17 protein-coding genes and 1 riboswitch are annotated in these 21,887 nt (G+C 68.7%); of the genes, 11 read left to right on the top strand and 6 right to left on the bottom strand.

Going from position 1 to position 21,887, the window contains the following annotated elements:
- Positions 1 to 20 precede the first annotated feature (20 nt).
- Positions 21 to 120, top strand: a riboswitch (TPP riboswitch).
- A 152-nt stretch (positions 121 to 272) separates the two neighbouring features.
- The 6 genes from thiC (at position 273) to EC845_RS18610 (ending at position 6,971) form a co-directional block, all read left to right on the top strand.
- Positions 273 to 2,183 (top strand): phosphomethylpyrimidine synthase ThiC, encoded by a 1,911-nt coding sequence (thiC, locus tag EC845_RS18635; RefSeq protein WP_123299650.1) that lies wholly within the window; start codon positions 273 to 275, stop codon positions 2,181 to 2,183.
- Between the two features lie 78 nt (positions 2,184 to 2,261).
- Positions 2,262 to 3,371 (top strand): FAD-dependent oxidoreductase, encoded by a 1,110-nt coding sequence (locus EC845_RS18630; RefSeq protein WP_123299649.1) that lies wholly within the window; start codon positions 2,262 to 2,264, stop codon positions 3,369 to 3,371.
- Positions 3,368 to 3,577, top strand: a complete 210-nt coding sequence (gene thiS / locus EC845_RS18625; protein ID WP_233598170.1) for a sulfur carrier protein ThiS — start codon at positions 3,368 to 3,370, stop codon at positions 3,575 to 3,577. Before EC845_RS18630 ends, thiS begins: the two co-directional genes overlap by 4 nt.
- A gap of 93 nt (positions 3,578 to 3,670) precedes the next feature.
- Complete coding sequence (locus tag EC845_RS18620; RefSeq protein ID WP_123299648.1) at positions 3,671 to 4,447, top strand: thiazole synthase; 777 nt, start codon at positions 3,671 to 3,673, stop codon at positions 4,445 to 4,447.
- 26 nt (positions 4,448 to 4,473) lie between these two features.
- Positions 4,474 to 6,117 (top strand): bifunctional hydroxymethylpyrimidine kinase/phosphomethylpyrimidine kinase, encoded by a 1,644-nt coding sequence (thiD, locus tag EC845_RS18615; protein ID WP_158615731.1) that lies wholly within the window; start codon positions 4,474 to 4,476, stop codon positions 6,115 to 6,117.
- A gap of 20 nt (positions 6,118 to 6,137) precedes the next feature.
- Complete coding sequence (locus tag EC845_RS18610) at positions 6,138 to 6,971, top strand: inositol monophosphatase (RefSeq protein WP_123299646.1); 834 nt, start codon at positions 6,138 to 6,140, stop codon at positions 6,969 to 6,971.
- Between the two features lie 86 nt (positions 6,972 to 7,057).
- Here the strand turns inward: EC845_RS18610 and EC845_RS18605 are convergent, their stop codons facing one another.
- From EC845_RS18605 to EC845_RS18590, 4 genes are all read right to left on the bottom strand, one after another.
- Complete coding sequence (locus EC845_RS18605; RefSeq protein WP_123299645.1) at positions 7,058 to 8,617, bottom strand: DHA2 family efflux MFS transporter permease subunit; 1,560 nt, start codon at positions 8,615 to 8,617, stop codon at positions 7,058 to 7,060.
- Positions 8,618 to 8,629: 12 nt separating this feature from the next.
- On the bottom strand, positions 8,630 to 9,907 hold the full coding sequence (locus tag EC845_RS18600) for an HlyD family efflux transporter periplasmic adaptor subunit (RefSeq protein WP_123299644.1): 1,278 nt from the start codon (positions 9,905 to 9,907) through the stop codon (positions 8,630 to 8,632).
- Positions 9,908 to 9,985: 78 nt separating this feature from the next.
- Positions 9,986 to 11,512: an efflux transporter outer membrane subunit gene (locus EC845_RS18595; RefSeq protein ID WP_123299643.1), complete on the bottom strand. Its 1,527-nt coding sequence runs from the start codon at positions 11,510 to 11,512 to the stop codon at positions 9,986 to 9,988.
- Entirely contained in the window at positions 11,509 to 12,066 is a 558-nt protein-coding gene (locus EC845_RS18590; protein ID WP_123299642.1) for a MarR family winged helix-turn-helix transcriptional regulator, read from the bottom strand. The genes EC845_RS18595 and EC845_RS18590 overlap by 4 nt, the downstream gene beginning before the upstream one ends.
- A 195-nt stretch (positions 12,067 to 12,261) precedes the next feature.
- Between EC845_RS18590 and EC845_RS18585 the strand changes: the two genes are divergently transcribed.
- Positions 12,262 to 13,893, top strand: coding sequence for an EAL domain-containing protein (locus EC845_RS18585; protein ID WP_123299641.1), 1,632 nt, complete (start codon positions 12,262 to 12,264; stop codon positions 13,891 to 13,893).
- 104 nt (positions 13,894 to 13,997) lie between these two features.
- On the opposite strand, the gene EC845_RS18580 is transcribed toward EC845_RS18585, so the two are convergent.
- A complete protein-coding gene (locus EC845_RS18580) occupies positions 13,998 to 14,630 on the bottom strand; it encodes a superoxide dismutase (RefSeq protein WP_123299640.1) in 633 nt (210 codons plus the stop codon).
- A gap of 414 nt (positions 14,631 to 15,044) precedes the next feature.
- On the opposite strand from EC845_RS18580, the gene mdtD reads away from it, so the two are divergent.
- Positions 15,045 to 16,511 carry a multidrug transporter subunit MdtD gene (gene mdtD, locus EC845_RS18575; protein ID WP_123299639.1) on the top strand — a complete coding sequence of 489 codons (1,467 nt, stop codon included), beginning with the start codon at positions 15,045 to 15,047 and terminating at the stop codon, positions 16,509 to 16,511.
- Between the two features lie 29 nt (positions 16,512 to 16,540).
- On the opposite strand, the gene EC845_RS18570 is transcribed toward mdtD, so the two are convergent.
- Positions 16,541 to 17,098, bottom strand: coding sequence for an HNH endonuclease (locus EC845_RS18570; protein ID WP_123299638.1), 558 nt, complete (start codon positions 17,096 to 17,098; stop codon positions 16,541 to 16,543).
- 204 nt (positions 17,099 to 17,302) lie between these two features.
- On the opposite strand from EC845_RS18570, the gene EC845_RS18565 reads away from it, so the two are divergent.
- From EC845_RS18565 to lspA, 3 genes are all read left to right on the top strand, one after another.
- Positions 17,303 to 18,316, top strand: coding sequence for a bifunctional riboflavin kinase/FAD synthetase (locus EC845_RS18565; protein WP_123299637.1), 1,014 nt, complete (start codon positions 17,303 to 17,305; stop codon positions 18,314 to 18,316).
- Positions 18,317 to 18,530: 214 nt separating this feature from the next.
- A complete protein-coding gene (gene ileS, locus EC845_RS18560) occupies positions 18,531 to 21,371 on the top strand; it encodes an isoleucine--tRNA ligase (protein ID WP_123299636.1) in 2,841 nt (946 codons plus the stop codon).
- Positions 21,371 to 21,883: a signal peptidase II gene (lspA, locus tag EC845_RS18555; protein WP_123299635.1), complete on the top strand. Its 513-nt coding sequence runs from the start codon at positions 21,371 to 21,373 to the stop codon at positions 21,881 to 21,883. Before ileS ends, lspA begins: the two co-directional genes overlap by 1 nt.
- Positions 21,884 to 21,887 lie beyond the last annotated feature (4 nt).

Genomic DNA, 21,887 nt, shown 5'->3' with positions numbered 1-21,887 from the left:
GGCGCCGGCGACCTATACTGTCCCCTGCTCCGGGGTGCCTGCGTGCTGAGATGGTGGTGACACCAAACCCGAGAACTTGATCCGGTTAATACCGGCGGAAGAAGAGCTGTACCTGTCTGGCCTGGCGGCCGGTGTGCGTGCCCCCGGGGTGCGCGTGCCGGCGTGCCGTGTGGGCCATTCCGTGCGCGCCGGCCTCTGGGCCATGCGGGCACGGAAGACTCGGCGGGGGCACCGATCCGGAGCATGTATCCACCGGAACCAGGAGACCCCCCATGAACGCCCCCGATCCCTCCCAGCCCCTGAACTGGGCCCAGCGCCTGGCCGAATCGTGCCGGCCCCTGCCCGCCTCGCAAAAGATCCACGAGCCCGGCATCCTCCATCCGGATATCCGCGTGCCCATGCGCAGCATCACGCTGACCAACGGCGAAGTCGTGACGGTCTACGACACCTCGGGGCCCTACACCGACCCGGCCGCCCGGATCGACGTGCGCCGCGGCCTGCCCGAGGTGCGGGCAGGCTGGCTCGATGCGCGCGGCGACACCGAGCGGTACGAAGGCCGGCTGCGCCAGGCGCTGGACGACGGCGTCAAGAACGAAATCCGGCAGCAGGCCCATATCGAGACGCTGCGCCGGGAGGCCGCTGGCCTGCAGCGAACGCCGCGCCGCGCCAAGGCGGGCGCCAACGTCACGCAGATGCACTACGCCCGCCGCGGCATCGTCACCCCCGAGATGGAGTACGTGGCCCTGCGCGAAAACGGCCGCCGGGCCTGGATGGCCGAGTACCAGCGCGACGCCGCACGCGAACGGCGCCTGGCCGGCAACGGCCTGGGGGCGAATCTGCCGGCACTGATCACGCCCGAGTTCGTGCGCGACGAGGTCGCACGCGGCCGTGCCATCATTCCGGCCAACATCAACCATCCCGAAGTCGAGCCCATGGCCATCGGGCGCAACTTCCTGGTCAAGATCAACGCCAACATCGGCAACTCGGCCGTCACCTCCAGCATCGAGGAAGAAGTCGAGAAGCTGGTCTGGGCCATGCGCTGGGGCGCCGACAACGTGATGGACCTGTCCACCGGCCGCAACATCCACACCACACGCGACTGGATCGTGCGCAACAGCCCGGTGCCCATCGGTACCGTGCCCATCTACCAGGCGCTCGAGAAAGTGGGCGGCATCGCCGAGGACCTGACCTGGGAAATCTTCCGCGACACCCTGATCGAGCAGGCCGAGCAGGGCGTGGACTACTTCACCATCCACGCCGGCATCCGCCTGCCCTTCGTGCCGCTGACCGCCAACCGCGTCACCGGCATCGTCTCGCGCGGCGGCTCCATCATGGCCAAGTGGTGCATCGCCCATCACCGCGAGAGCTTCCTCTACGAGCACTTCGAGGACATCTGCGACATCATGAAGGCCTACGACGTGAGCTTCAGCCTGGGCGACGGCCTGCGCCCGGGCTGCGCCGCCGATGCCAACGACGAGGCACAGTTCGCCGAGCTGCGCACGCTGGGCGAACTCACGCAGATCGCCTGGAAACACGACGTGCAGACCATGATCGAAGGGCCCGGCCATGTTCCCATGCACCTGGTCCAGGCCAATATGGCCGAGCAGCTCAAGCACTGCCACGAGGCGCCCTTCTACACCCTGGGTCCGTTGACCATCGACATCTCGCCCGGCTACGACCACATCGCCAGTGCCATCGGCGCGGCCATGATCGGCTGGATGGGCACGGCCATGCTGTGCTACGTCACACCCAAGGAGCACCTGGGCCTGCCCAACCGCGACGACGTCAAGGCGGGCATCATCGCCTACAAGATCGCCGCGCACGCCGCCGATGTGGCCAAGGGCCAGCCGGGCGCACGGGCTCGCGACGACGCGCTGTCGAAGGCGCGCTTCGAGTTCCGCTGGGAAGACCAGTTCAACCTGGCGCTGGACCCCGACACCGCACGCGCCTTCCACGACGAGACGCTGCCCAAGGACACGGCCAAGGTGGCGCATTTCTGCTCGATGTGCGGACCCAAGTTCTGCTCGATGAAAATCACGCAGGAGGTGCGTGACTACGCCCATGCGCTCGGCGTGGCCGACAATGAGGCCCTGGCGGCCGGCATGGCGCAGAAATCCGGCGAGTTCAAGCGCGCCGGCAGCGAGGTCTACGTGCCCATCGTGCACGCCCGCGACACCGCCTGAGGGCCTGACGGCTTCTCTGTTCATTGTTTTGACTTGATCGCATCAGCACGCCCGCTGCGCGGCAGCGGGCCCATCGTTATGAAAATAGGTATCGCAGGCGCGGGCCTCACGGGCCGGCTGCTCGCATGGGAACTGGCCGCTCGCGGCCACGCCGTCCAGGTCTTCGACCCGGCCGATGGCCCCCACGAGCCGGCGGCCGGCCAGGCAACACCCTACGCCGCAGGCTGGACCGCGGCCGGCATGCTCAGCCCCGTGGCCGAACTCGAAACCGGCGACGACGACATCTACGCCCTGGGCCAGCGCTCCCTGGCGCGCTGGCCGCAGGTGCTGGCGCAGTTGCCCGGCGCCGTCTTTCACCGCCAGCAAGGCAGCCTGATGCTGGCCCACCGGGGCGACGAAGGCTCGGCGCGGCGCATGACCGAGCTGCTGACGCACAAGCTGGCACGCCAGGGCTCGGATGCCCAGGCCATCGACGCGGTGATGCGCCGCATCGACCTCGCCGAACTGCGCGCGCTCGAGCCCGCGATCCAGGGCCCCTCGCAAGCCTGGCTGCTGCCCGGCGAAGGACAGTTGCATACCCGGCAGGCCATGCTGGCCCTGGCCGAGGCGGGCAGCCGTCTGGGCGTGCAATGGCACTGGCAGACGCACGTCGAGGCGCTGTCGCCCGGCGTGCTGCATGCACGGGGCGGCGACCTCGGCTTCGACTGGGTCTTCGATGCACGCGGACTGGGTGCCCGTCCCGAACTGCCCACGCGCGGCGTGCGCGGCGAGGTGCTGTGGCTGCATGCCCCCGGCGTGGTTCTCAACCGTCCGCTGCGCCTGCTGCACCCGCGCCACCGGGTCTATATCGTGCCGCGCCCCGGCGACATCGTGTTCATCGGGGCCAGCGAGATCGAAAGCGAAGACCGGGGCCCGATGTCGCTGCGCAGCGCCGTCGAACTCATGGCCGCCGCCCACAGCGTGATGCCGGAGCTCGCCGAGGCCCGCATCGTGCACATGGAGAGCAATCTCCGCCCGGCCCTGCCGGACAATCTGCCCCGCATCGACACCGACCCCGGCCTGAGCCGCATCAACGGCCTCTTCCGCCACGGCTGGCTCATCGCGCCGGCCCTGATCGAACGCGCCCTGGCCGCTTTCGATGCCGCCCGCGACGCCGGCTCGCCCAGCAAGGACAATATCGCCCCATGACAAGCACCATCCACATCACGGTCAACGGCGAACCCCTGCAGACCGAGGCCCGAGACCTGGCGACCCTGGTCACGCAGCTCGGGCAGGCCCCGCAGGCCCTGGCCACCGCACTCAACGGCGAGTTCGTGGCCCGTACGGCACGCGCCGACACGCCCCTGGCCGAGGGCGACGCCATCTTCACGTTCCAGCCCATCACCGGGGGCTGAGGCCCGACACCCGACATCCGATACCTGGCAGCGACGCGACCCGTACCGAACCGGCCGCCCCCTCGCCTTCCCCCATTCGCGGAGACTTCCATCATGACTTTGAGCATCGGCGGCATCGAACTGCAGAGCCGCTTTTTCCTCGGCACAGCCGGCTACCCCTCGCCCGAGGTGCTGCGCCAGGCCATCACGGCCTCGGGCGCCCAGGTGGTCACCGTCGGCCTCAAGCGCCAGTTGGCGGGCGGCGCCGGCGCCAGCGATTTCTACCGCATGATCCGCGACAGCGGAGCCCATCTGCTGCCCAACACGGCCGGCTGCCGCAGCGCCCACGAAGCCGTGACGCTGGCACGCATGGCCCGCGAGCTGTTCGGCACCCACTGGATCAAGCTCGAAGTGGTGGGCGACGAATACACCCTGCAGCCCGACCCGTGGGAGCTGGTGGACGCCGCGCGCACCCTGGCGGCCGAAGGCTTCGAGGTCTTCCCCTACTGCACCGACGACCTGGTCACCTGCCAGCGCCTGCTCGATGTCGGCTGCAACATCCTCATGCCCTGGGGCGCCCCCATCGGGTCGGGCCAGGGCCTGGTCAACCCGTATGCGCTGCGCACCCTGCGCGCGCGGCTGCCCGGCGTGCCGCTGGTGGTCGACGCCGGCATCGGTTCGCCGGCCGACGCCGTGCAGGCCATGGAACTCGGCTACGACGCGATCCTGCTGAACTCTGCCGTGGCGCAGGCGCTCGATCCGGTCAAGATGGCCGCCGCCTTCAAGCTGGCCATCGAAGCCGGCCGGCTCGGTCACGAAGCCGGCGTGATCCCCAAGCAGGACATGGCCACGGCCACCACGCCGGTCACCGGCCGCCCCTTCATCCTATGACGACATCCGACGCTCGACCTTCCCCCTTGCCCTCCTCCGCCGCGCGGCCCGTGGTCTGGAGCATCGCCGGCTCGGACAGCGGCGGCGGCGCCGGCATCCAGGCCGATCTGCGTGCCTTCGGCCTGATGGGCGTGCACGGCTGCACCGCGATCGCCGCGGTCACCGCGCAGAACTCGGTGGCCGTCACCCACATCGAGGCCCTGTCGCCCGAAGTCCTCGACGCGCAGCTCGCCGCGCTCGCCGCCGACCTTCCGCCTGCAGTGATCAAGACCGGCATGCTGGCCTCGGCCGACAACGTGCGGGTGGTCGCGCGCTGGGTGCGTGCATTGCGTGCGCAGTATCCGCAGTCGCCGCCCGCGCTGGTCGTCGATCCGGTGCGTCGCGCCAGCACAGGCGCCGAGCTGGGCGGCGAAGCGCTGCGCATGGCCCTGCTGGCCGAACTGCTGCCGCTGGCCACGCTGATCAAGCCCAACGAAGCCGAAGCGGCCTGGCTGGTCGGGCGCAGCGGCACTCCGCCCGAGCTGGCGACCGATCTGCGCCGGCGCGGCGCAGGCGCCGTCGTCATCACGGGCGGCGATGCCCACCCCGGCACGGGCACCCCGCAGGCGGCCCAATGGTCGCTCGACTGGCTCGACACGCCGCAAGCCCACGGCTGGCTGGCCCTGCCGCGCGTGGACACCCCGCACAACCACGGCACCGGCTGCACCTTCGCCTCGGCTGCCGCGGCGGCGCTGGCGCGTGGCTACTGCGAAGCCGATGCGGTGGTCATCGCCAAGATGCTGAGTACCGACGGCCTGGTCCACGGCTACGCGGCCGGCCGGGGCGCCGGTCCGGTCCATGCCCAGTCCGGCTTCGCCCTGCAGCCCGCACGGCTGCCCCTGCTGGTGCCTGCGCTCGACCGGCTGCCCGGCCATGCGGTGCACGCCGGCCGGCCGGCCTTTCCTGCACTCACTCAGGCCTGGATGGGTCTGTACCCGGTGGTCGACAGCGCCGACTGGGTGGAACGCACACTCGCGGCCGGCGTGCGCACCGTGCAACTGCGCATCAAGGCCGAGGCGCTCGACGCGCTGGCCGCGCAAGGCATCGATGCCCAGGCCTATCTCGACGAGCAGATCGCCCGCAGCGTGCAGGCCGCGCGCGCGGTGCAGGCCCAACTGTTCATCAACGACCACTGGCAGGCCGCACTGAGCCATGGCGCCTACGGTGTGCACCTGGGGCAGGAAGACCTCTTCAGCGCCGACCTCGACGCCCTGCGTCGAAGCGGCATCCGGCTGGGCCTGTCCACGCACAGCTACTGGGAAGTCTGCCGGGCCCATGCCGAAGCGCCCAGCTACATCGCCTGCGGCCCCATCCACGCCACCGTCACGAAAGACATGCCGTGGTGGCCGCAGGGCCCGGGCAATCTGGCCTACTGGAGCGCCGTGCTGGACGAGCCGGTGGTCGGCATCGCCGGCATGGACGAGGCCCGCAGCCTCGAGGCCGTGCGCTGCGGCGCCCAGGGCGTGGCCGTGCTGCGCGGCATCACCCACGCGGCCGATCCGGAAGCCGCCATCGCCGGCCTGGCCCAGGCCATCGAGGCCGGCAGGGGCAGTCCGCCGCTGGCCCCGCCGCCCCTGGCCCGGCCCACGCTGCGCGGCCCCGTTGCCGTGGACGTTTTCCCATCCGCCTGACCCGCCCCGAAGGAGCTGCCATGACCCCAGCCACACCGTCGTCTCTGCCGTCCCCGGCCACGCCCTGCGCGGAACGGGAACGCCTGGCTCTGGCGCTCGCGCGGCAAGCCGGCGACCTCGCCCTCGGCTACTTCAAGCAGTTGGCGCAGACCGACATCGAGGTCAAACTCAACGGGCAGGATGTGGTGAGCGTCGCCGACCGGGCCGTGGAACGTTTCCTGCGCGAGGAACTGGCCCGGCACTTCCCGGCGGACAGCCTGCTGGGCGAGGAATACGGACTGGAAGCCGGCAGCTCGGGTTATGCCTGGGTGATCGATCCGATCGACGGCACCAGCTGTTTTGTGCATGGACTCGACACCTGGTGTGTCTCCATCGCCCTCGAGCACCAGGGGCAGACCGTGGCCGGCGTGGTGCACGCCCCGTGCGCCGGCGAGACCTTCCATGCCAGCCTCGGCGGCGGCGCGTTCCTCGACGGCAGCCGCATCGCCGTCGACGGCACGCAGAGCCTGCAGCAGGGCCTGACCGGGCTGGGCATCAATCTGCGGGTACCGCCCTCGGTCGCCACGCAATTCCTGGGACGGCTGCTCGAGGCCGGCGGCATGCCCTACCGCAACGGCTCGGGAGCGCTGATGCTGGCCTATGTGGCCGCCGGACGCCTGATCGCCTATCACGAGGCCCACATCAACGCCTGGGACTGCCTGGCCGGCCTGCTGCTCATCCGCGAGGCCGGCGGCTGGACTGCGGATTTCCCCGGCGCCGGCCGCGACCTGCTCGACGGCGGCCCGGTCAGCGCCGGCGCGCCGCAAGTGCGCGAGCCGCTGTTGGCGCTAGTCGGCAACGCCCAGCCGCGCTGACCCGCGGCCAGCCCGCCCGGGCGGTCGTCGCCCCCGGGTCAGGCGGCACAGGCCGTCTCCCACGGCTCGTGCCTGCTCGAGAACGCTCAGTGCGCGCCTGCCGCCGCATCTCCCGCATCGGCCACGCTGCGCTGCGGCCTGGCCAGCCACACCAGCGGAATCAGCGCCAGGAACAGGATCGCCGACGCATAGAACACATCGTTGGCCGCCAGCATGAAGGCCTGCTGGTTGACCAGCCGGTCCATCTGCGAGAGCGCCTGCTCCGCGCTCAGGCCGGCAGACTGCAGGCCCTGCAGCAGTTGACCGGCCGGACCGCTGCCCGGCGTGAGGTTCTCCACCAGTTGGGCATGGTGCAGCGTGGCGCGCCGTTCCCAGAAGGTGGTCGAGACCGAGGTGCCCACCGCACCCGCCGTGATGCGCACGAAGTTCGACAGTCCCGAAGCCGCCGGCACCCGCTCGGGCGGCAGGCCCGAGAGCGTGAGCGTGATCAGCGGAATGAAAAAGAACGCCATGCCGATGCCCTGGATCAGCGTCGGGATCATGATCGTCCAGAAGTCGACCTGGGTATTGAAGTTCGAGCGCATCCACAGCACCAGACCGAACACCAGGAACGCAAAGGTCGCGTAGTGGCGCGGATCGACCTTGTGCATGGTCTTGCCCACCACCGGCGAGAGCACGATGGCCAGCAAGCCCACCGGGGCCATCACCATGCCCGCACTGGTCGCGGTATAGCCCATGTACTGCTGCAGCCACAGCGGCAGCAGCACCACGTTGCCGAAGAACAGCCCGTAGCCCACCGAAATCGCCAGCGTGCCGGCCCAGAAATTGCGCAGGCGGAACAGCGACAGGTCGACCACCGGGTGCTTGTCCGTGAGCTCCCACACCAGGAAGAACGCAAAGCCCACCACGGCCACCACCGCACAGCCCAGCACCACCGGCGATTGGAACCAGTCGTGCTCCTTGCCGATGTCGAGCATGATCTGCATCGCCGCCACCCAGATCACCAGCAGCGACAGCCCGATGGTGTCGATGGGCAGCGAGCGCGTCGGCGTCTCGCGGTTGCGGAAGATCCGCCAGGTCACCAGCACCGACAAGATGCCGACCGGCACATTGATGTAGAAGATCCACGGCCAGGTCATGTTGTCGGTGATCCAGCCCCCCAGCAGCGGCCCGGTGACCGGCGCCACCAGCGTGGTCATGGACCACATCGCCATCGCCAGCCCCGCCAGCGCCTTGGGATAACTCGACAGCAGCAGGGCCTGCGACAGCGGGATCATCGGCCCGGCCACGAAGCCCTGCAGAATGCGGAAGGCGATGAGCATCGTCATGTTCGGGGCCAGTCCGCACAGCCACGAGGCCAGCACGAACAAGGCCACGCTGGCCATGAACAGCCGCACCTGCCCGAAGCGCTGCGACAGCCAGCCCGTCAGCGGCACCGCGATCGCGTTGGCCACGGCAAAGCTGGTGATCACCCAGGTCCCCTGGTTGGTGCTCACCCCCAGGTCGCCCGCGATGGCGGGCAGCGACACATTGGCGATCGAGGTGTCGAGCACGTTCATGAACACGGCGGCCGACAGCGCCAGCGTGCCCCAGTGCCGCGCCGAGCCCTCGAGCGGCGCGTGCGCAGCGGTAGATGGATTAGCCATGGTTCGCCCGGCTTACATCAGCGTGCCGCGGGCGGCAGCGGCAGAGCCCCGGGTGGCGGCGGCCAGCGGCTTGCCCACGTTGGCCGCGATGACCTTGGCGATCGCCTCGTCGGCACCCTGCTCCTGCACCGCGTACACCTCGGTCTGCACCAGAGGCTCCGCGCGCGGGGCATCGGCCAGCAACTTGCCGTCCTGCTGGGCAATGTCGACGGTCACATCCATCGACAGACCCACGCGCAGCGGATGCTCGGCGAGCTGCGCGGCGTCGAGCGTGATGCGCACCGGCACACGCTGCACCACCTTGATCCAGTTGCCGGTGGCATTCTGTGCCGGCAGCAACGAAAACGCCGCCCCGGTGCCCATGCCCAGTCCCGCGACCTGGCCGTCGTACTCGACCTTGCTGCCGTAGAGATCGGCCGTGAGCTTGACCGGCTGGCCGATACGCAGGCCACGCAGCTGGTTTTCCTTGAAGTTCGCATCCACCCACAGCTGGTTCAGGGGCACCACCGTCATCAGTTGCGCACCGGGCGCCACGCGCTGGCCGACCTGCACGCTGCGCTTGGCGACAAAACCGTCGACCGGCGCGATCAGCGCGCTGCGCTGCACGGCGAGGTAGGCCTGGCGCAAGCGGGCCGCCGCGGCCTGCACGCTCGGGTGGCTGGCGACGTCGATGCCTTCGGTGTACGAGCGGTTGCTCTGCAGTTGCTCGCGTGCCGATTGCGTGGCGGCCCGGGCCGAAGCCAGCGCCGCACGTGCGGCTTCGAGCTGGCTGCGCGTGTGCTCGAGCTCCTCCTGCGACACGGCGCCGTTGCCGCTCAGCGACTGCCGGCGGCGCAGGTCTTCGGTGGCCCGCGCCACGTCGTTGCTGGCACGCGCGGCCTCGGCTTCGCGCAGGGTGACCTGCGCCGACAGCGAACCGTTGTTCACGAACAGCGTGCGCACCTGGCGCACGGCCTGCGCCAGGTCGGCCTCGGCCTGCTGGTAGGCGACGCGTGCATCGGCCGGATCGAGCTTGATCAGCGCATGGCCGGCCTGCACGAAATCGGTCTCGTCGGCCATGATGGCCTCGACCGTGCCGGTGGTCTGGGGCGTGATCTGCACCAGGTTGCCCTGCACATAGGCGTTGTCGGTGTTTTCGTAATGGCTGGCGACCAGCCACTCGTAGGCACCCCAGGCGATGCAGCCGATGGCCACGACCGCGGCCATGCGCACCAGCAGCTTGCGGCGCGTGCCGGGCTGGGCGTTGGACGGGGCGGACGAAGGGCTCGAAGACGGTGTGTTTTGACTCATTTTTTCAGTCTCGATAGCGGGAGAAAAGCGGGAAAGAATTCAGCGGAAAGCCCGTTGCCGTTCAGCGGGGTCTGCGGTTCAGTGCGGGCCGGTCGGGCCCGGGCCGGCAGGCTGGGCCTGGGCCAACGGGCCGTCCGGGTCGCCGGCATAACCGCCGCCCAGCGCATGGGCCAGTGCCACCCGGGTCGTCAGGGCCCGGGCCGTCAGGTCCACGGCCTGCCGGCGCTGCACCAGCACCTGGGTCTCGGCCGTCAGCACGTTGAGATAGGTGCCCAGGCCGGCGGCATACCGCTGGCGGGCGATGTCGAAGGCGCTCTGCGCTGCGGCGCCGGCCTGGGCCTGTTCGCGCTGCTGGCGGGCGACCGCATCGATGGAGGCCAGTTGATCGGCCGTGTCGTGCACGGCGCCGATCACCGTCCGGTTGTATGTTTCGACGGCCAGGTCGTAGCCGGCCGCTTCGCCGCGCAGATTGGCACGCAGACGGCCGCCTTCGAACACCGGCAGCGTGATGGCCGGCCCCACGCCCCATTGGCGGCTGCTGCCGTTGAGCCAATGGTCCAGCCCCAGGCTGGAGAGACCGGCGAATGCCGTCAGGTTGATGTCCGGGAAAAATGCCGCCTGGGCACTGTCGATGCCCCGGCGCGCGGCCTCCACGCGCCAGCGGGCCGCCACCACGTCGGCTCGCCGGCCCAGCAGGCTGGCCGGCAGTTGCCGCGGCAATTCGAGCCCTTGCAGGGCCTGCAAGTCGCCCACCTCGATCGAAGCGGCCTTCGCAGGCTCGCCGATGAGCGCAGCCAGCGCATTGCGGGCCAGCGCGATCTGTTCGCCCAGTTGTTCGATCTGCAGACGGGCATCGGGCAGGCCGCCTTCGCTCTGGCGCACCTCCAGCGTGGTGTCCAGGCCGGCGGCGTAACGGTCACGCACCAGGCGCAGCGTCTCGTCGCGCTGCGCCAGCGCGCGTTCGGCCACTGCCAGTTGGGCCTGCAGGCGAGCCAGTTGCACATAACCCTGCACCACTTGGCTGGCCAGCACCAGGCGCGCAGCCTGCTCGTCGGCCTGGGCCGCGCGGGCCGAGCCGATCGCGGCCTCGAGTGCCGCCCGGTTCTTGCCGAACAGATCCAGCTCCCAGCCCACGTTCAGCTGCAGCAGGGCGTCGTTGCGCACGCTGCCGGCCAGCGGCACGGGCACCTGGCCGTTTTCCGTATAGCGCTTGCGCGTGACGTTCATCTGGGCATCGACCCGCGGCAGATCGTCCGCGCGCTCGATCTGGGTCTGCGCCCAGGCCTGCTCCAGCCGCGCCCGTGCCATGCGGATGTCGGGGTTGCCGGCAACGGCCTGGTCGACCAGGGCGTCGAGCCGGCTGTCGCCCAGTTGGCGCCACCAGGCGTCCTGCACGCCGGCAGGCAAGGCCGCCGCATCGGCAGCCTGCACTCCGGACACCGGCTGCTGCGCCGCCGGCAGGCCCAGCGACTGCGAGGTGCGCATCTGCGCCCGTGCCTGTTGATCGAGACCGCGCATGTCGGCACAGCCGGCCAGCATCAACAGGGCCGCAGCCGAGACGACGGCCAGCGGCTGCCGCATGGGAAAAGAAGAAAGAAGCGTCATGGTGTGCCGTCCTGGTCGGCGGAATCGATGGAATCGGTGAGCGCGTCGGAATCCGACACGCCGGTGGTGCCGGCCGCGCGCGCGGCCACCCGGTCTTCGAGCGTGCCGAGCACCCGCTGGAGCAGGGACTTGAGCTGCCGCGCTTCGTCTGCGCTCAGGTTTTCGAGCGCCTGTTCGTTGACCTCGCGCAGGATGTCCGGCACGAACCGTGCGGCAGACAGCCCCTCTTCGGTGAGTACCAGGTTGACCACCCGGCGATCGTTCCGGGAGCGCACGCGCTCGACCAGGCCCTTGGCCTCCAGCCGGTCGAGCATGCGGGTCATGCCGCCGGGCGACTGCAGGCAGTTGCGCGACAGCTCGGCCGCCGTTCTGCCCTCGCCCGAAGCCAGATGCAGGATCGGTGTCCACTGGGCGTCCGTCAGGCCGACGGATTCCATGCGTTTGTCCATCTCCATGCGCATGTGCAACAGGATGGATTTCATCAACCAGCCCGCGCTGTCGCGGGAATGCCGGGGGATTTCCGGCGTTTCGGCGGGGGGAGTTTGTCCAGTCATGGCGCAATTTTATTTGACTGGTCAACAATTGTCATGACACCATTGACGGATCAACTATTGGCTGTGGTCTCTGTGCATCGCAATAAAAAGGGTGTATCGCGCGCGTCCATGGCATAGTCGTGGCAAACATCCGCGCATGGCGGCCTGCCGGGCCGACTGCGTGCTGCGGAGTACCCGGAGGGGGAAGTTCACGCCATGAAGATCTCCACACCTCGCCATCGGCGCGGCTGGCACGTGGCCATCGTGCTGGCGGCCGCCGTTCTGCCGATGCTGCTGGCCTATCCGCTGGTCATGCGCGAGGCCGAACGCCGGGCCGAAAGCGAGGTGACCCTCACCGCCACCCTGGTCCTGCGCCAGCTCGACCGCATCTTTTCCAGCACCGATCGAACCATCCGGGATACCGCCGAATTGCTCGGACGCCCCTGCGACGACGGCGTCAACCGGTCGCTGCGCGAGCTCAGCACCTTGCGGCCGTATTTCCGGGCCCTGCTGTTGATCCAGGACGACCGCATCTACTGCTCGTCCCTGCTGGGCAACATCGATCTGCCGATCTCGGTCTACAAGGATCTGCACAGCCTGCCGCCGGGCCGGGCCATCACGCCTACCGACCGCACGCCTTTCGTGACCGACCGGGGCGCGGTGCTGGTCACGCTCAACCAAGGCGGGCAGAGCGGCGTGCTGGCGGTGATCGACGAGCGTTACCTGCAGGACATCCAGGTCGCCGCCGAGGCCGAATCGCATTTCGACATCGACATGCAGTTGGTCGACGGCCGTGCGCTGCTCGCGACCTCCAAACGCCATCCGACCGCACCCGGCAGGAATGCCCATCAGTCGTCGAACGGCACCCTCGAGACCGTGCGCTCGCAGCAGTTTCCTTTCGAGGTCAGCAACCGTCTGATGCCGGCCTACGCGGCACGCGACATTTCCGGCATCTGGCGCGATACCCTGCCCATCATCGCGCTGGCCGGCCTGTTTGCCGCCTATCTCGCGCATCTGGTGTGCAGCCGGCAGCTCTCCCTCACCGGCGAGATCACCCGGGCCATGCGGCGCCACCAGTTCCACATGGTCTACCAGCCGGTGATCTCGCTCGACAGCGGCACCCTGGGCGGCGTCGAAGCGCTGATCCGCTGGCAGCACCCCAGCGCCGGGCCCATGCGGCCGGACTTCTTTATCCCGATCGCCGAAGAAAACGGCCAGATCGCCGACCTCACGCGCCACATCTTCGGGCTCGTCGCGCGCGATCTCCCGACACTGGGCCTGCGCCCGGGCGACCACCTGGGCATCAACGTCAGCGGTTCGCATGTCGCCAGCCCCGAGTTCGTCGGCGACGTGCAGCGGCTCATACGCCAGATGGGACCGGACGCGCCCATCCTGACCCTCGAAGTGACGGAACGCGAGGCCTTGCCCGATCAGGACAATGTGCACCACAACATGGCTCTGCTGAGACGGCAGGGTGTGCAGTGGGCCCTCGACGACTTCGGCACCGGGCAATCGTCCCTGGCCTACCTCGAGTGGCTCAAGGCCGACTTCATCAAGATCGACCGCTCCTTCGTCCGGGGCATCGGCACCGGTTCGGTCACCTCGGTGGTGCTCGACACCCTCATCGCGCTGGCGCAGCGCCTGAACCTGGCCCTGATCGCCGAAGGCATCGAGACCGAGGGCCAGGCCGACTTCCTGAGGCAGGCCAACGTGGCCTACGGCCAGGGCTTTCTCTATTCACAGCCGCTGCGCGCGCACGATTTCAGCCTGTGGCGCGCCGCCTACCAGGCCGCCCACCCGCAGAAGCCCGGCCTGCCGCCCTCCGCACTCGCGGCTTCGTCCGCCTGACCGTTGCCGCCCGGCAGCGGCCAAAAAAAAGTCCGGCCTCACCGGGAGAGCCGGACTCTGCGCCGCCATGCGCGGGCAACGCCCGCGCACGAGACGTCTTCTGGTTACTTCTTGGCCAGCGCGGCTTCGTAGCGGCGCGAGACTTCGGTCCAGTTGATGATGTTGAAGAACGCCGAGATGTAGTCGGGACGGCGGTTCTGGTAGTTCAGGTAGTACGCGTGTTCCCACACGTCCAGGCCCAAGATGGGGGTGCCGCCGGACAGGCCTGCGAATTCGCCCATCAGCGGGTTGTCCTGGTTGGCGCTGCTTTCGACCAGCAGCTTGCCGTCGTGGCCCACGGTCAGCCAGGCCCAGCCGCTGCCGAAGCGGGTCTGTGCAGCCTTGGTGAAGGTGTCCTTGAACGCATCGTAGCCGCCCAGGTCGGATTCGATGGCCTGGGCCAGCTTGCCTTCGGGCTTGCCGCCCTGGGCGCTCAGCACGGTCCAGAACAGCGCATGGTTGGCATGGCCACCGCCGTTGTTGCGCACGGCGCCGCGGATCTTTTCGGGCAGAGCCTTGATGTCCGCGATCAATTCTTCGACCGGCACTTCCTTGACGCCGGCGTCAGCCACGGCGTTGTTCAGGTTGGTGACATAGGTCTGATGGTGCTTGGAGTGATGGATCTCCATCGTACGGGCATCGAAATGGGGCTCGAGTGCATCGTAGGCATAAGGCAGTGGGGGCAAGGCGTAAGCCATCTGGAATGCTCCTTCTTGGGGTTTTCAGTGGTCTGTAAACAAGAGACGCGTTGCCCGACCAGCTTTAGGCACGCGCGCCATTCAACTCACAATGTAATACCAGTCGGCCGGACCGCACCCGGCAGCCCGCGCTTAACCCGCCTGCCAGGGCCGTCTTCCGGCGCGACACGCGGGGGTCGCACGAGCCGGCACGGCCTGCCAGTGTCTCGCCAGCGGTCGGCCGGGGTCTGTCGGACCATGCGCCGTGTGCGTTGGATACGGCCTGCGGCTCTGCCGCCGATGATAGTGCGTCCGGCCCCGGGCCGGACACAAGCGCCGGGACGAGGCCCGGGCCACCCCGCTCATCGCCAGATCCTGCCATTTCGCCGAGAATGCCCCCTGCCGCACCGGCATTTCTGGCTGCGGCCTCATCGCATGACGCCCCTCTCCGCCGCTCCGCCCGCCGTCGACGCCCAGCCCGATCCGCCACCGCACCTGCTTTGGCTGGTGGCCGTGGCCTTCTTCATGCAGACGCTGGACGCCACCATCGTCAACACCGCCCTGCCCTCCATGGCGGCCAGCCTGGCGGAAAGCCCGCTGCGCATGCAATCGGTGGTCATTGCCTATTCGCTGACGATGGCCATGCTGATTCCCGCCTCGGGCTGGGTCGCCGATCGTTTCGGCACGCGCCGCGTGTTTCTGGTCTCGATCGCGCTGTTCACCCTCGGCTCGGCCGCCTGCGCGATGTCGCACACGCTCAGCCAGCTGGTGGCCTCGCGGGTGCTGCAGGCCTGCGGCGGCGCGCTGCTCCTGCCCGTGGGCCGGCTCTCCGTGCTGCGCAACTACCCGCGCGAGAAATTCCTCCAGGCCATGAGCTTCGTGGCCATTCCCGGCCTGATCGGTCCGCTGCTCGGCCCGACCCTGGGCGGCTGGCTGGTCGAAACCCTCTCTTGGCACTGGATTTTCCTCATCAACCTGCCCGTGGGCCTGATGGGCTGGATCGCCACCCTGCGCTGGATGCCGGACAGCCGCGCCATCCTGCCCCATCGTTTCGACCTCAGCGGATTCCTGCTGCTGGCCATCGCCATGGTTTCGATCTCGTTGTCGCTCGACGGCCTCTCGGGCATCGGCATGCAGCGCGCGCTGGTGGTCGTCCTCATGCTGGGCGGCTTCGCCGGGCTGGCCGCCTACTGGCTGCATGCGCTGCGGCACCCCGCGCCCCTGTTCTCGCCCATGCTGTTTCGCAACGGCAGCTTCCGCGTCGGCCTGCTGGGCAACCTCTTTGCGCGCATCGGCAGCGGCAGCATGCCTTTCCTGATCCCGCTGCTGCTGCAGGTCTGCCTGGGCTACAGCCCCATGCAGGCCGGCATGATGATGCTGCCCGTGGCCCTGGCCAGCATGGGCATGAAACGCTTCGCCACGCCGCTCATCCGCAGCCAGGGCTACCGGCGCGTGCTGGTGGGCAACACGCTGCTCATCGGCGTGCTCATCGCCAGTTTCTCGCTGATCGGCCCCGAGATGCCGCTGCCGCTCAAGATCCTGATGCTGGTCGTCTTCGGCGCCTTCAACTCGCTGCAGTTCACCGCCATGAACACCGTCACGCTCAAGGATCTGGAAACGACCGACGCCAGCGCCGGCAACAGCATGCTGTCCATGGTGCAGATGCTGGCCATGAGCATGGGCGTGACCGTCGCCGCCGCCCTGCTCTCGACCTTCGAGCAGTGGCTGGAGCCGCGCCCCGGCTTCGACACGCTCGACACCTTCCATGCCGCGTTCATCTGCATCGGCCTGATCACCGCCGCTTCGGCCTGGATCTTCTGGCAGCTCGAGGCCGACGATCACCCGGACGTGCGCAGCCGCAAGGAAGACGCCCACAAGCCGCAGGACGTGCCCCTCGATTGACGACCCGAATCGGCCGGCGCGAGGGCGACCTAACCGTTGAGACGCGAGGTCTTGGGCAGGTGAGCCATCAGGAACTCCATCTGATCCGCCAGGATGCGCCGGTTGCGCAGGATGAAGTCTTCCCACAGCGTGGGCACGTAAGGCGTGTAGAGCAGCGGCATGCGGGCCTGCTCGGGCGTGCGATTGGCCTTGCGGTGGTTGCAGGCGCGGCAGGCCGTGACCACGTTCATCCAGTGGTCGGCGCCGCGCTGAGCCAGCGGCGTGATGTGTTCGCGCGTGAGATGGTCGTCGGCAAAATGCTGTCCGCAGTAAGCGCACACGTTGCGGTCGCGGGCAAACAGCTTGCCGTTGGAGAGCGCCGGCTTGATCTCGAACGGATTGATGCCGGGCACGCCCTTGGTGCCGATGATGCTGCTGATCGACAGCGTGGATTGCAGACCCGTGCGCGCATTGATGCCGCCCCGGAACACGGCCACCTGCTCTCCAACCTCCCAGCGCACGGCATCGGCGGCATAGTGCAGCACCGCTTCCTCGAGCGTCAGCCAGGACTGCGGCAGACCCTGGGCCGAGAGTTTGAGAACCTTCAACGCAACCTCCGATCGACATCCGTGATGGAACAGGCAAAACCGAGGTACAGCAGCAGGCGGCCACACGGCCCCCCCTGTCCGTAATATATACACAATCCCCTTGACTGGCGCATGTCCGCACGAAGTCCGTGCAGAGGCCAGGGCCCGCGCTCTCGTTTGTCCCTCAAGCCCCCCGCAGACGCCAATCCCGGGATAATCCGCCCCATGCAAGTTTTCAGAGGCTTCCAGCACCCCGGCGTGGCACCCGCCTGTGCCCTGACCATCGGCAACTTCGATGGCGTGCACCGCGGCCACCAGGCCATGCTCTCCCTCCTGCGCGGCGAGGCACGGCAGCGCGGACTGCCCTCGTGCGTGCTGACCTTCGAACCCCATCCGCGCGACTACTTCGCCCGGGTCCTCGGCAAGCCCGCACTGGCTCCCGCCCGCATCGTCACGCTGCGCGACAAGCTCGACCAGTTGCAGGCCTGCGGCGTGGACCAGGTGGTGGTGCTGCGTTTCGATGCGCAACTGGCCGCGCTGTCGCCCCAGGCCTTCATCGACCAGGTGCTGTGCCAGGGCCTGGGCGCGCGCTACGTGCTGGTGGGCGACGATTTCCGCTTCGGCGCGCAGCGGGCGGGCGACTATGCGCTGCTCGATGCCGCCGGCGCCCGCCAGGGCTTCGATGTGGCACGCATGAACAGCTACGAAGTCCACGGCCTGCGGGTCTCGAGCTCGGCCGTCCGGGCGGCGCTGGCCGAAGGCGACATGACCGCCACGGCCCGGCTGCTGGGCCGGCCCTATGCCATCTCCGGCCACGTGGTGCATGGCCGCAAGCTGGGCCGCACGCTGGGCTTCCGCACCCTCAACCTGCGGTTCGCGCACTGGAAACCCGCAGCCAGCGGCATCTTCGTGGTCCAGGTCCACGGCCTCGAAGGCCCCCTGGGCAGCCATGCGCCGCGCCTGGGCGTGGCCAACCTGGGCGTGCGCCCCTCGCTCGACCCCTCCGACGTCAACGGCGGCCGCGTGCTGCTCGAAACCCATGTGCTCGACTGGCCCGACCGGCTCGCCGCCAGCGGCCAGGAAGTCTATGGCCAGGTCATCCGCGTGGAGTTGCTGCACAAGCTCCACGACGAGCTCAAGTACGACGGCCTCGAGTCCCTGACGGCCGGCATTGCACACGACTGCACCGAAGCCCGGGCCTGGTGGGACGCACGCGCCGAAGCCCTGCCGCTAAAATAGCCGGGTGAACACCTTGCACAGGCTGCACAGCGGCCCCACCCCTCTTCTCCTGGCCCATGCCACCCAGGGGCACACGCGTACCCGCCGCCAGACCACGCGCGACCGAATTTGACGCCCGGCGCAGCCGCCCGCCGCCCCGTCCGCCCCACCCCTGCAGCACCCTCGGCTTTCCGAGGGGTGACGCATCCCGTAGTTCCAGAAGTCGACATCCATCATGTCTGAGCAAAACACCGATTACCGCAAGTTCCTCAACCTGCCCGACACCCCCTTCCCCATGCGTGGCGACCTGCCCAAGCGTGAACCGGGATGGGTCCAGTCCTGGGAGGAACAAGGCATCTACAAACGCCTGCGCGACGCCCGCGCCGGCAAGCCCAAGTTCATCCTGCACGACGGCCCGCCCTATGCCAACGGCAAGATCCACATCGGGCATGCGGTCAACAAGGTGCTCAAGGACATGATCACCAAGGCGCGCCAGCTCGAGGGCTACGACGCGCTGTACGTGCCGGGCTGGGACTGCCACGGCCTGCCCATCGAGAACGCCATCGAGAAACTGCACGGCCGCAACCTGCCCCGCGACGAGATGCAGGCCAAGAGCCGCGCCTTCGCCACCGAGCAGATCGAGCAGCAGATGGCCGACTTCAAGCGCCTGGGCGTGCTGGGCGACTGGGAACACCCCTACAAGACCATGAACCACGCCAACGAGGCCGGCGAGCTGCGGGCGCTCAAGCGTGTCATGGAGCGCGGCTACGTCTACCGCGGCCTCAAGCCGGTCTACTGGTGCTTCGACTGCGCCTCCTCGCTCGCCGAGTTCGAGATCGAGTACGCCGACAAGAAATCGCAGACCCTGGACGTGGCCTTCCCGAGCGCCGACCCCGACCGCCTGGCTGCCGCCTTCGGCCTGCCCGCGCTCGACAAGCCGGCCTTCATCGTGATCTGGACCACCACGGCGTGGACCATCCCGGCCAACCAGGCGCTCAACGTCAACCCCGAGCTCGACTACAGCCTGGTCGAGACCGAACGCGGCCTGTTCGTCGTCGCCGATGCGCTGGTCACCGCCTGCCTGGCACGCTGGGGCCTGGAAGGCCGCGTGCTCGCCACCGCCAAGGGTGCGGTGCTCGACCACCTCGCGTTCCGTCACCCCTTCGCCCACATCGACGCCGGCTACGACCGTCTCAGCCCGGTCTACCTGGCCGACTACGCCACCGCCGACGACGGCACGGGTGTCGTGCACTCGGCCCCCGCCTACGGCCTGGACGACTTCAACTCGTGCGTGGCCAACGGCATGGCCTACGACGACATCCTCAACCCCGTGCAGGGCAACGGCGTCTACGCACCCGAACTGCCGCTGTTCGGCGGCCAGCACATCTGGAAAGCCGCGCCCGTCATCATCGACGCCCTGCGCGACGCCGGCCGGCTGATGCACACCCAGACCATCAGCCACAGCTACCCGCACTGCTGGCGCCACAAGACACCCGTCATCTACCGTGCAGCCGCCCAGTGGTTCGTGCGCATGGACGAGGGCGAAGGCGTCTTCACCCGGGACAAGGCCCCCGGCACGCTGCGCCAGACCGCGCTGGCGGCCATCGAGCAGACGCGCTTCTATCCGGAAAACGGCCGCACCCGCCTGCGCGACATGATCGCCAACCGGCCCGACTGGTGCATCAGCCGCCAGCGCAGCTGGGGCGTGCCCCTGCCGTTCTTCCTGCACAAGGACAGCGGCGAACTGCACCCGCGCACCATGGAGATCCTGGACCAGGCCGCGGCCATCGTCGAGGAAGGCGGCATCGAGGCCTGGAGCCGCGTGACCGCGCAGGACATTCTGGGCGCCGAAGCCGAGGCCTACACCAAGAGCACCGATATCCTCGAGGTCTGGTTCGACTCGGGCTCCACCTTCTGGCACGTGCTGCGCGGCACCCACCCCGACGTGCACCACGACACCGGCCCGGAAGCCGACCTGTATCTCGAGGGCCATGACCAGCACCGCGGCTGGTTCCACAGCTCGCTGCTGCTGGCCTCCGCCATCGAAGGCCGCGCGCCCTACAAGGGCCTGCTGACCCACGGCTTCACGGTCGACGGCCAGGGCAAGAAGATGAGCAAGTCGCTGGGCAACACCGTGGCCCCGCAAGAGGTCAGCAACAAGCTGGGCGCCGAAATCATCCGCCTGTGGGTGGCGTCGACCGACTACTCGGGCGACCTGGCCATCGACGAAAAGATCCTGGCGCGCGTGGTGGACGGTTACCGCCGCATCCGCAACACCCTGCGTTTCCTGCTGGCCAACACCAGCGACTTCGATCCCGCGCAGGACGCCGTGCCCTTCGACGAACTGCTGGAAATCGACCGCTACGCCCTGGCGCGCGCGCAAGCCTTCCAGGCCGACGTGCTCAGGCACTACGATGCCTACGAGTTCCACCCCGTGGTCGCCAAGCTGCAGGTCTACTGCAGCGAGGACCTGGGCGCCTTCTATCTCGACGTGCTCAAGGACCGCCTGTACGTCACGCCGGCCAAGAGCCTGGCGCGCCGCAGCGCCCAGACGGCGCTGTGGCACCTCACCCAGGCCATGCTGCGCTGGATGGCGCCGTTCCTGAGCTTCACCGCCGAAGAGGCCTGGCAGGTGTTCGCACCCGGCCGCTCGCCCTCCATCTTCACCGAGACCTTCTGGGACATCCCCGCGCCCGGCGATGCACCCGCGCTGCTGGCCAAGTGGAGCCGCATCCGCGAGATCCGCGACGAGGTCAACAAACGCATCGAAGACGTGCGGGCCGAAGGCCGCATCGGCGCCTCGCTGCAGGCCGCCGTCACCATCCAGGCCGCGCCCGAGGACCATGCGCTGCTCGCCAGCCTGGGCGCCGACCTGAAGTTCGTGACCATCACCTCGGTGGCCACGCTGGCGGCCGGCCCCGAACTGGCCGTCGACGTCTCGATCGCCCCCGGCAGCAAGTGCGCATTGACCTGGCACTACAGCGAAGACGTGGGCCAGGACGCCCAGCACCCGACGCTGTCGGCCCGCGCCATCGCCAACCTGTACGGCACGGGCGAGACCCGCGGGGTGGCCTGATGAGCACATCCACCTCGCCCCTGCCCTCCGGGGCCCGCAGCAGCCTGTGGCCCTGGCTCGGGCTGGCCCTGGCCATCATCGTGCTCGACCAGTTGACCAAGCAGTGGATCCTGTCCGTCTACGCCCATGGCGAAGGCACGGTGGTCACCGGCTTCTTCAACATCGTGCGGGCCCACAACCCCGGCGCGGCCTTCTCGTTCCTGGCCGAACACGACGGCTGGCAGCGCTGGTTCTTCACCGTCATCGGCGTCGGCGCCTCCATCCTCATCGTCTGGCTGCTGCGCCGGCATGCCGGACAGACGCTGTTCTGTTTTGCGCTCGCCTGCATCATGGGCGGTGCGCTGGGCAACGTGGTGGACCGCCTCATGCACGGCTACGTGGTCGACTTCCTCGACTTCCACTGGGCCGGCTGGCACTATCCCTCCTTCAATGTCGCCGACATGGGCATCACGCTGGGCGCCATCTGCCTGATCGTCGATGAACTCCGGCGCATGCGGCGCGCCAAGGACTGACGGC

Origin of the sequence: Comamonas sp. BIGb0124, from assembly GCF_003752175.1 — a bacterium.
In the GTDB taxonomy this organism is placed as follows: Bacteria; Pseudomonadota; Gammaproteobacteria; order Burkholderiales; family Burkholderiaceae_C; genus Comamonas_F.
The sequence above is the reverse complement of the archived record's forward strand: the minus strand, read 5'-3'. Positions and strand labels throughout refer to the sequence as shown.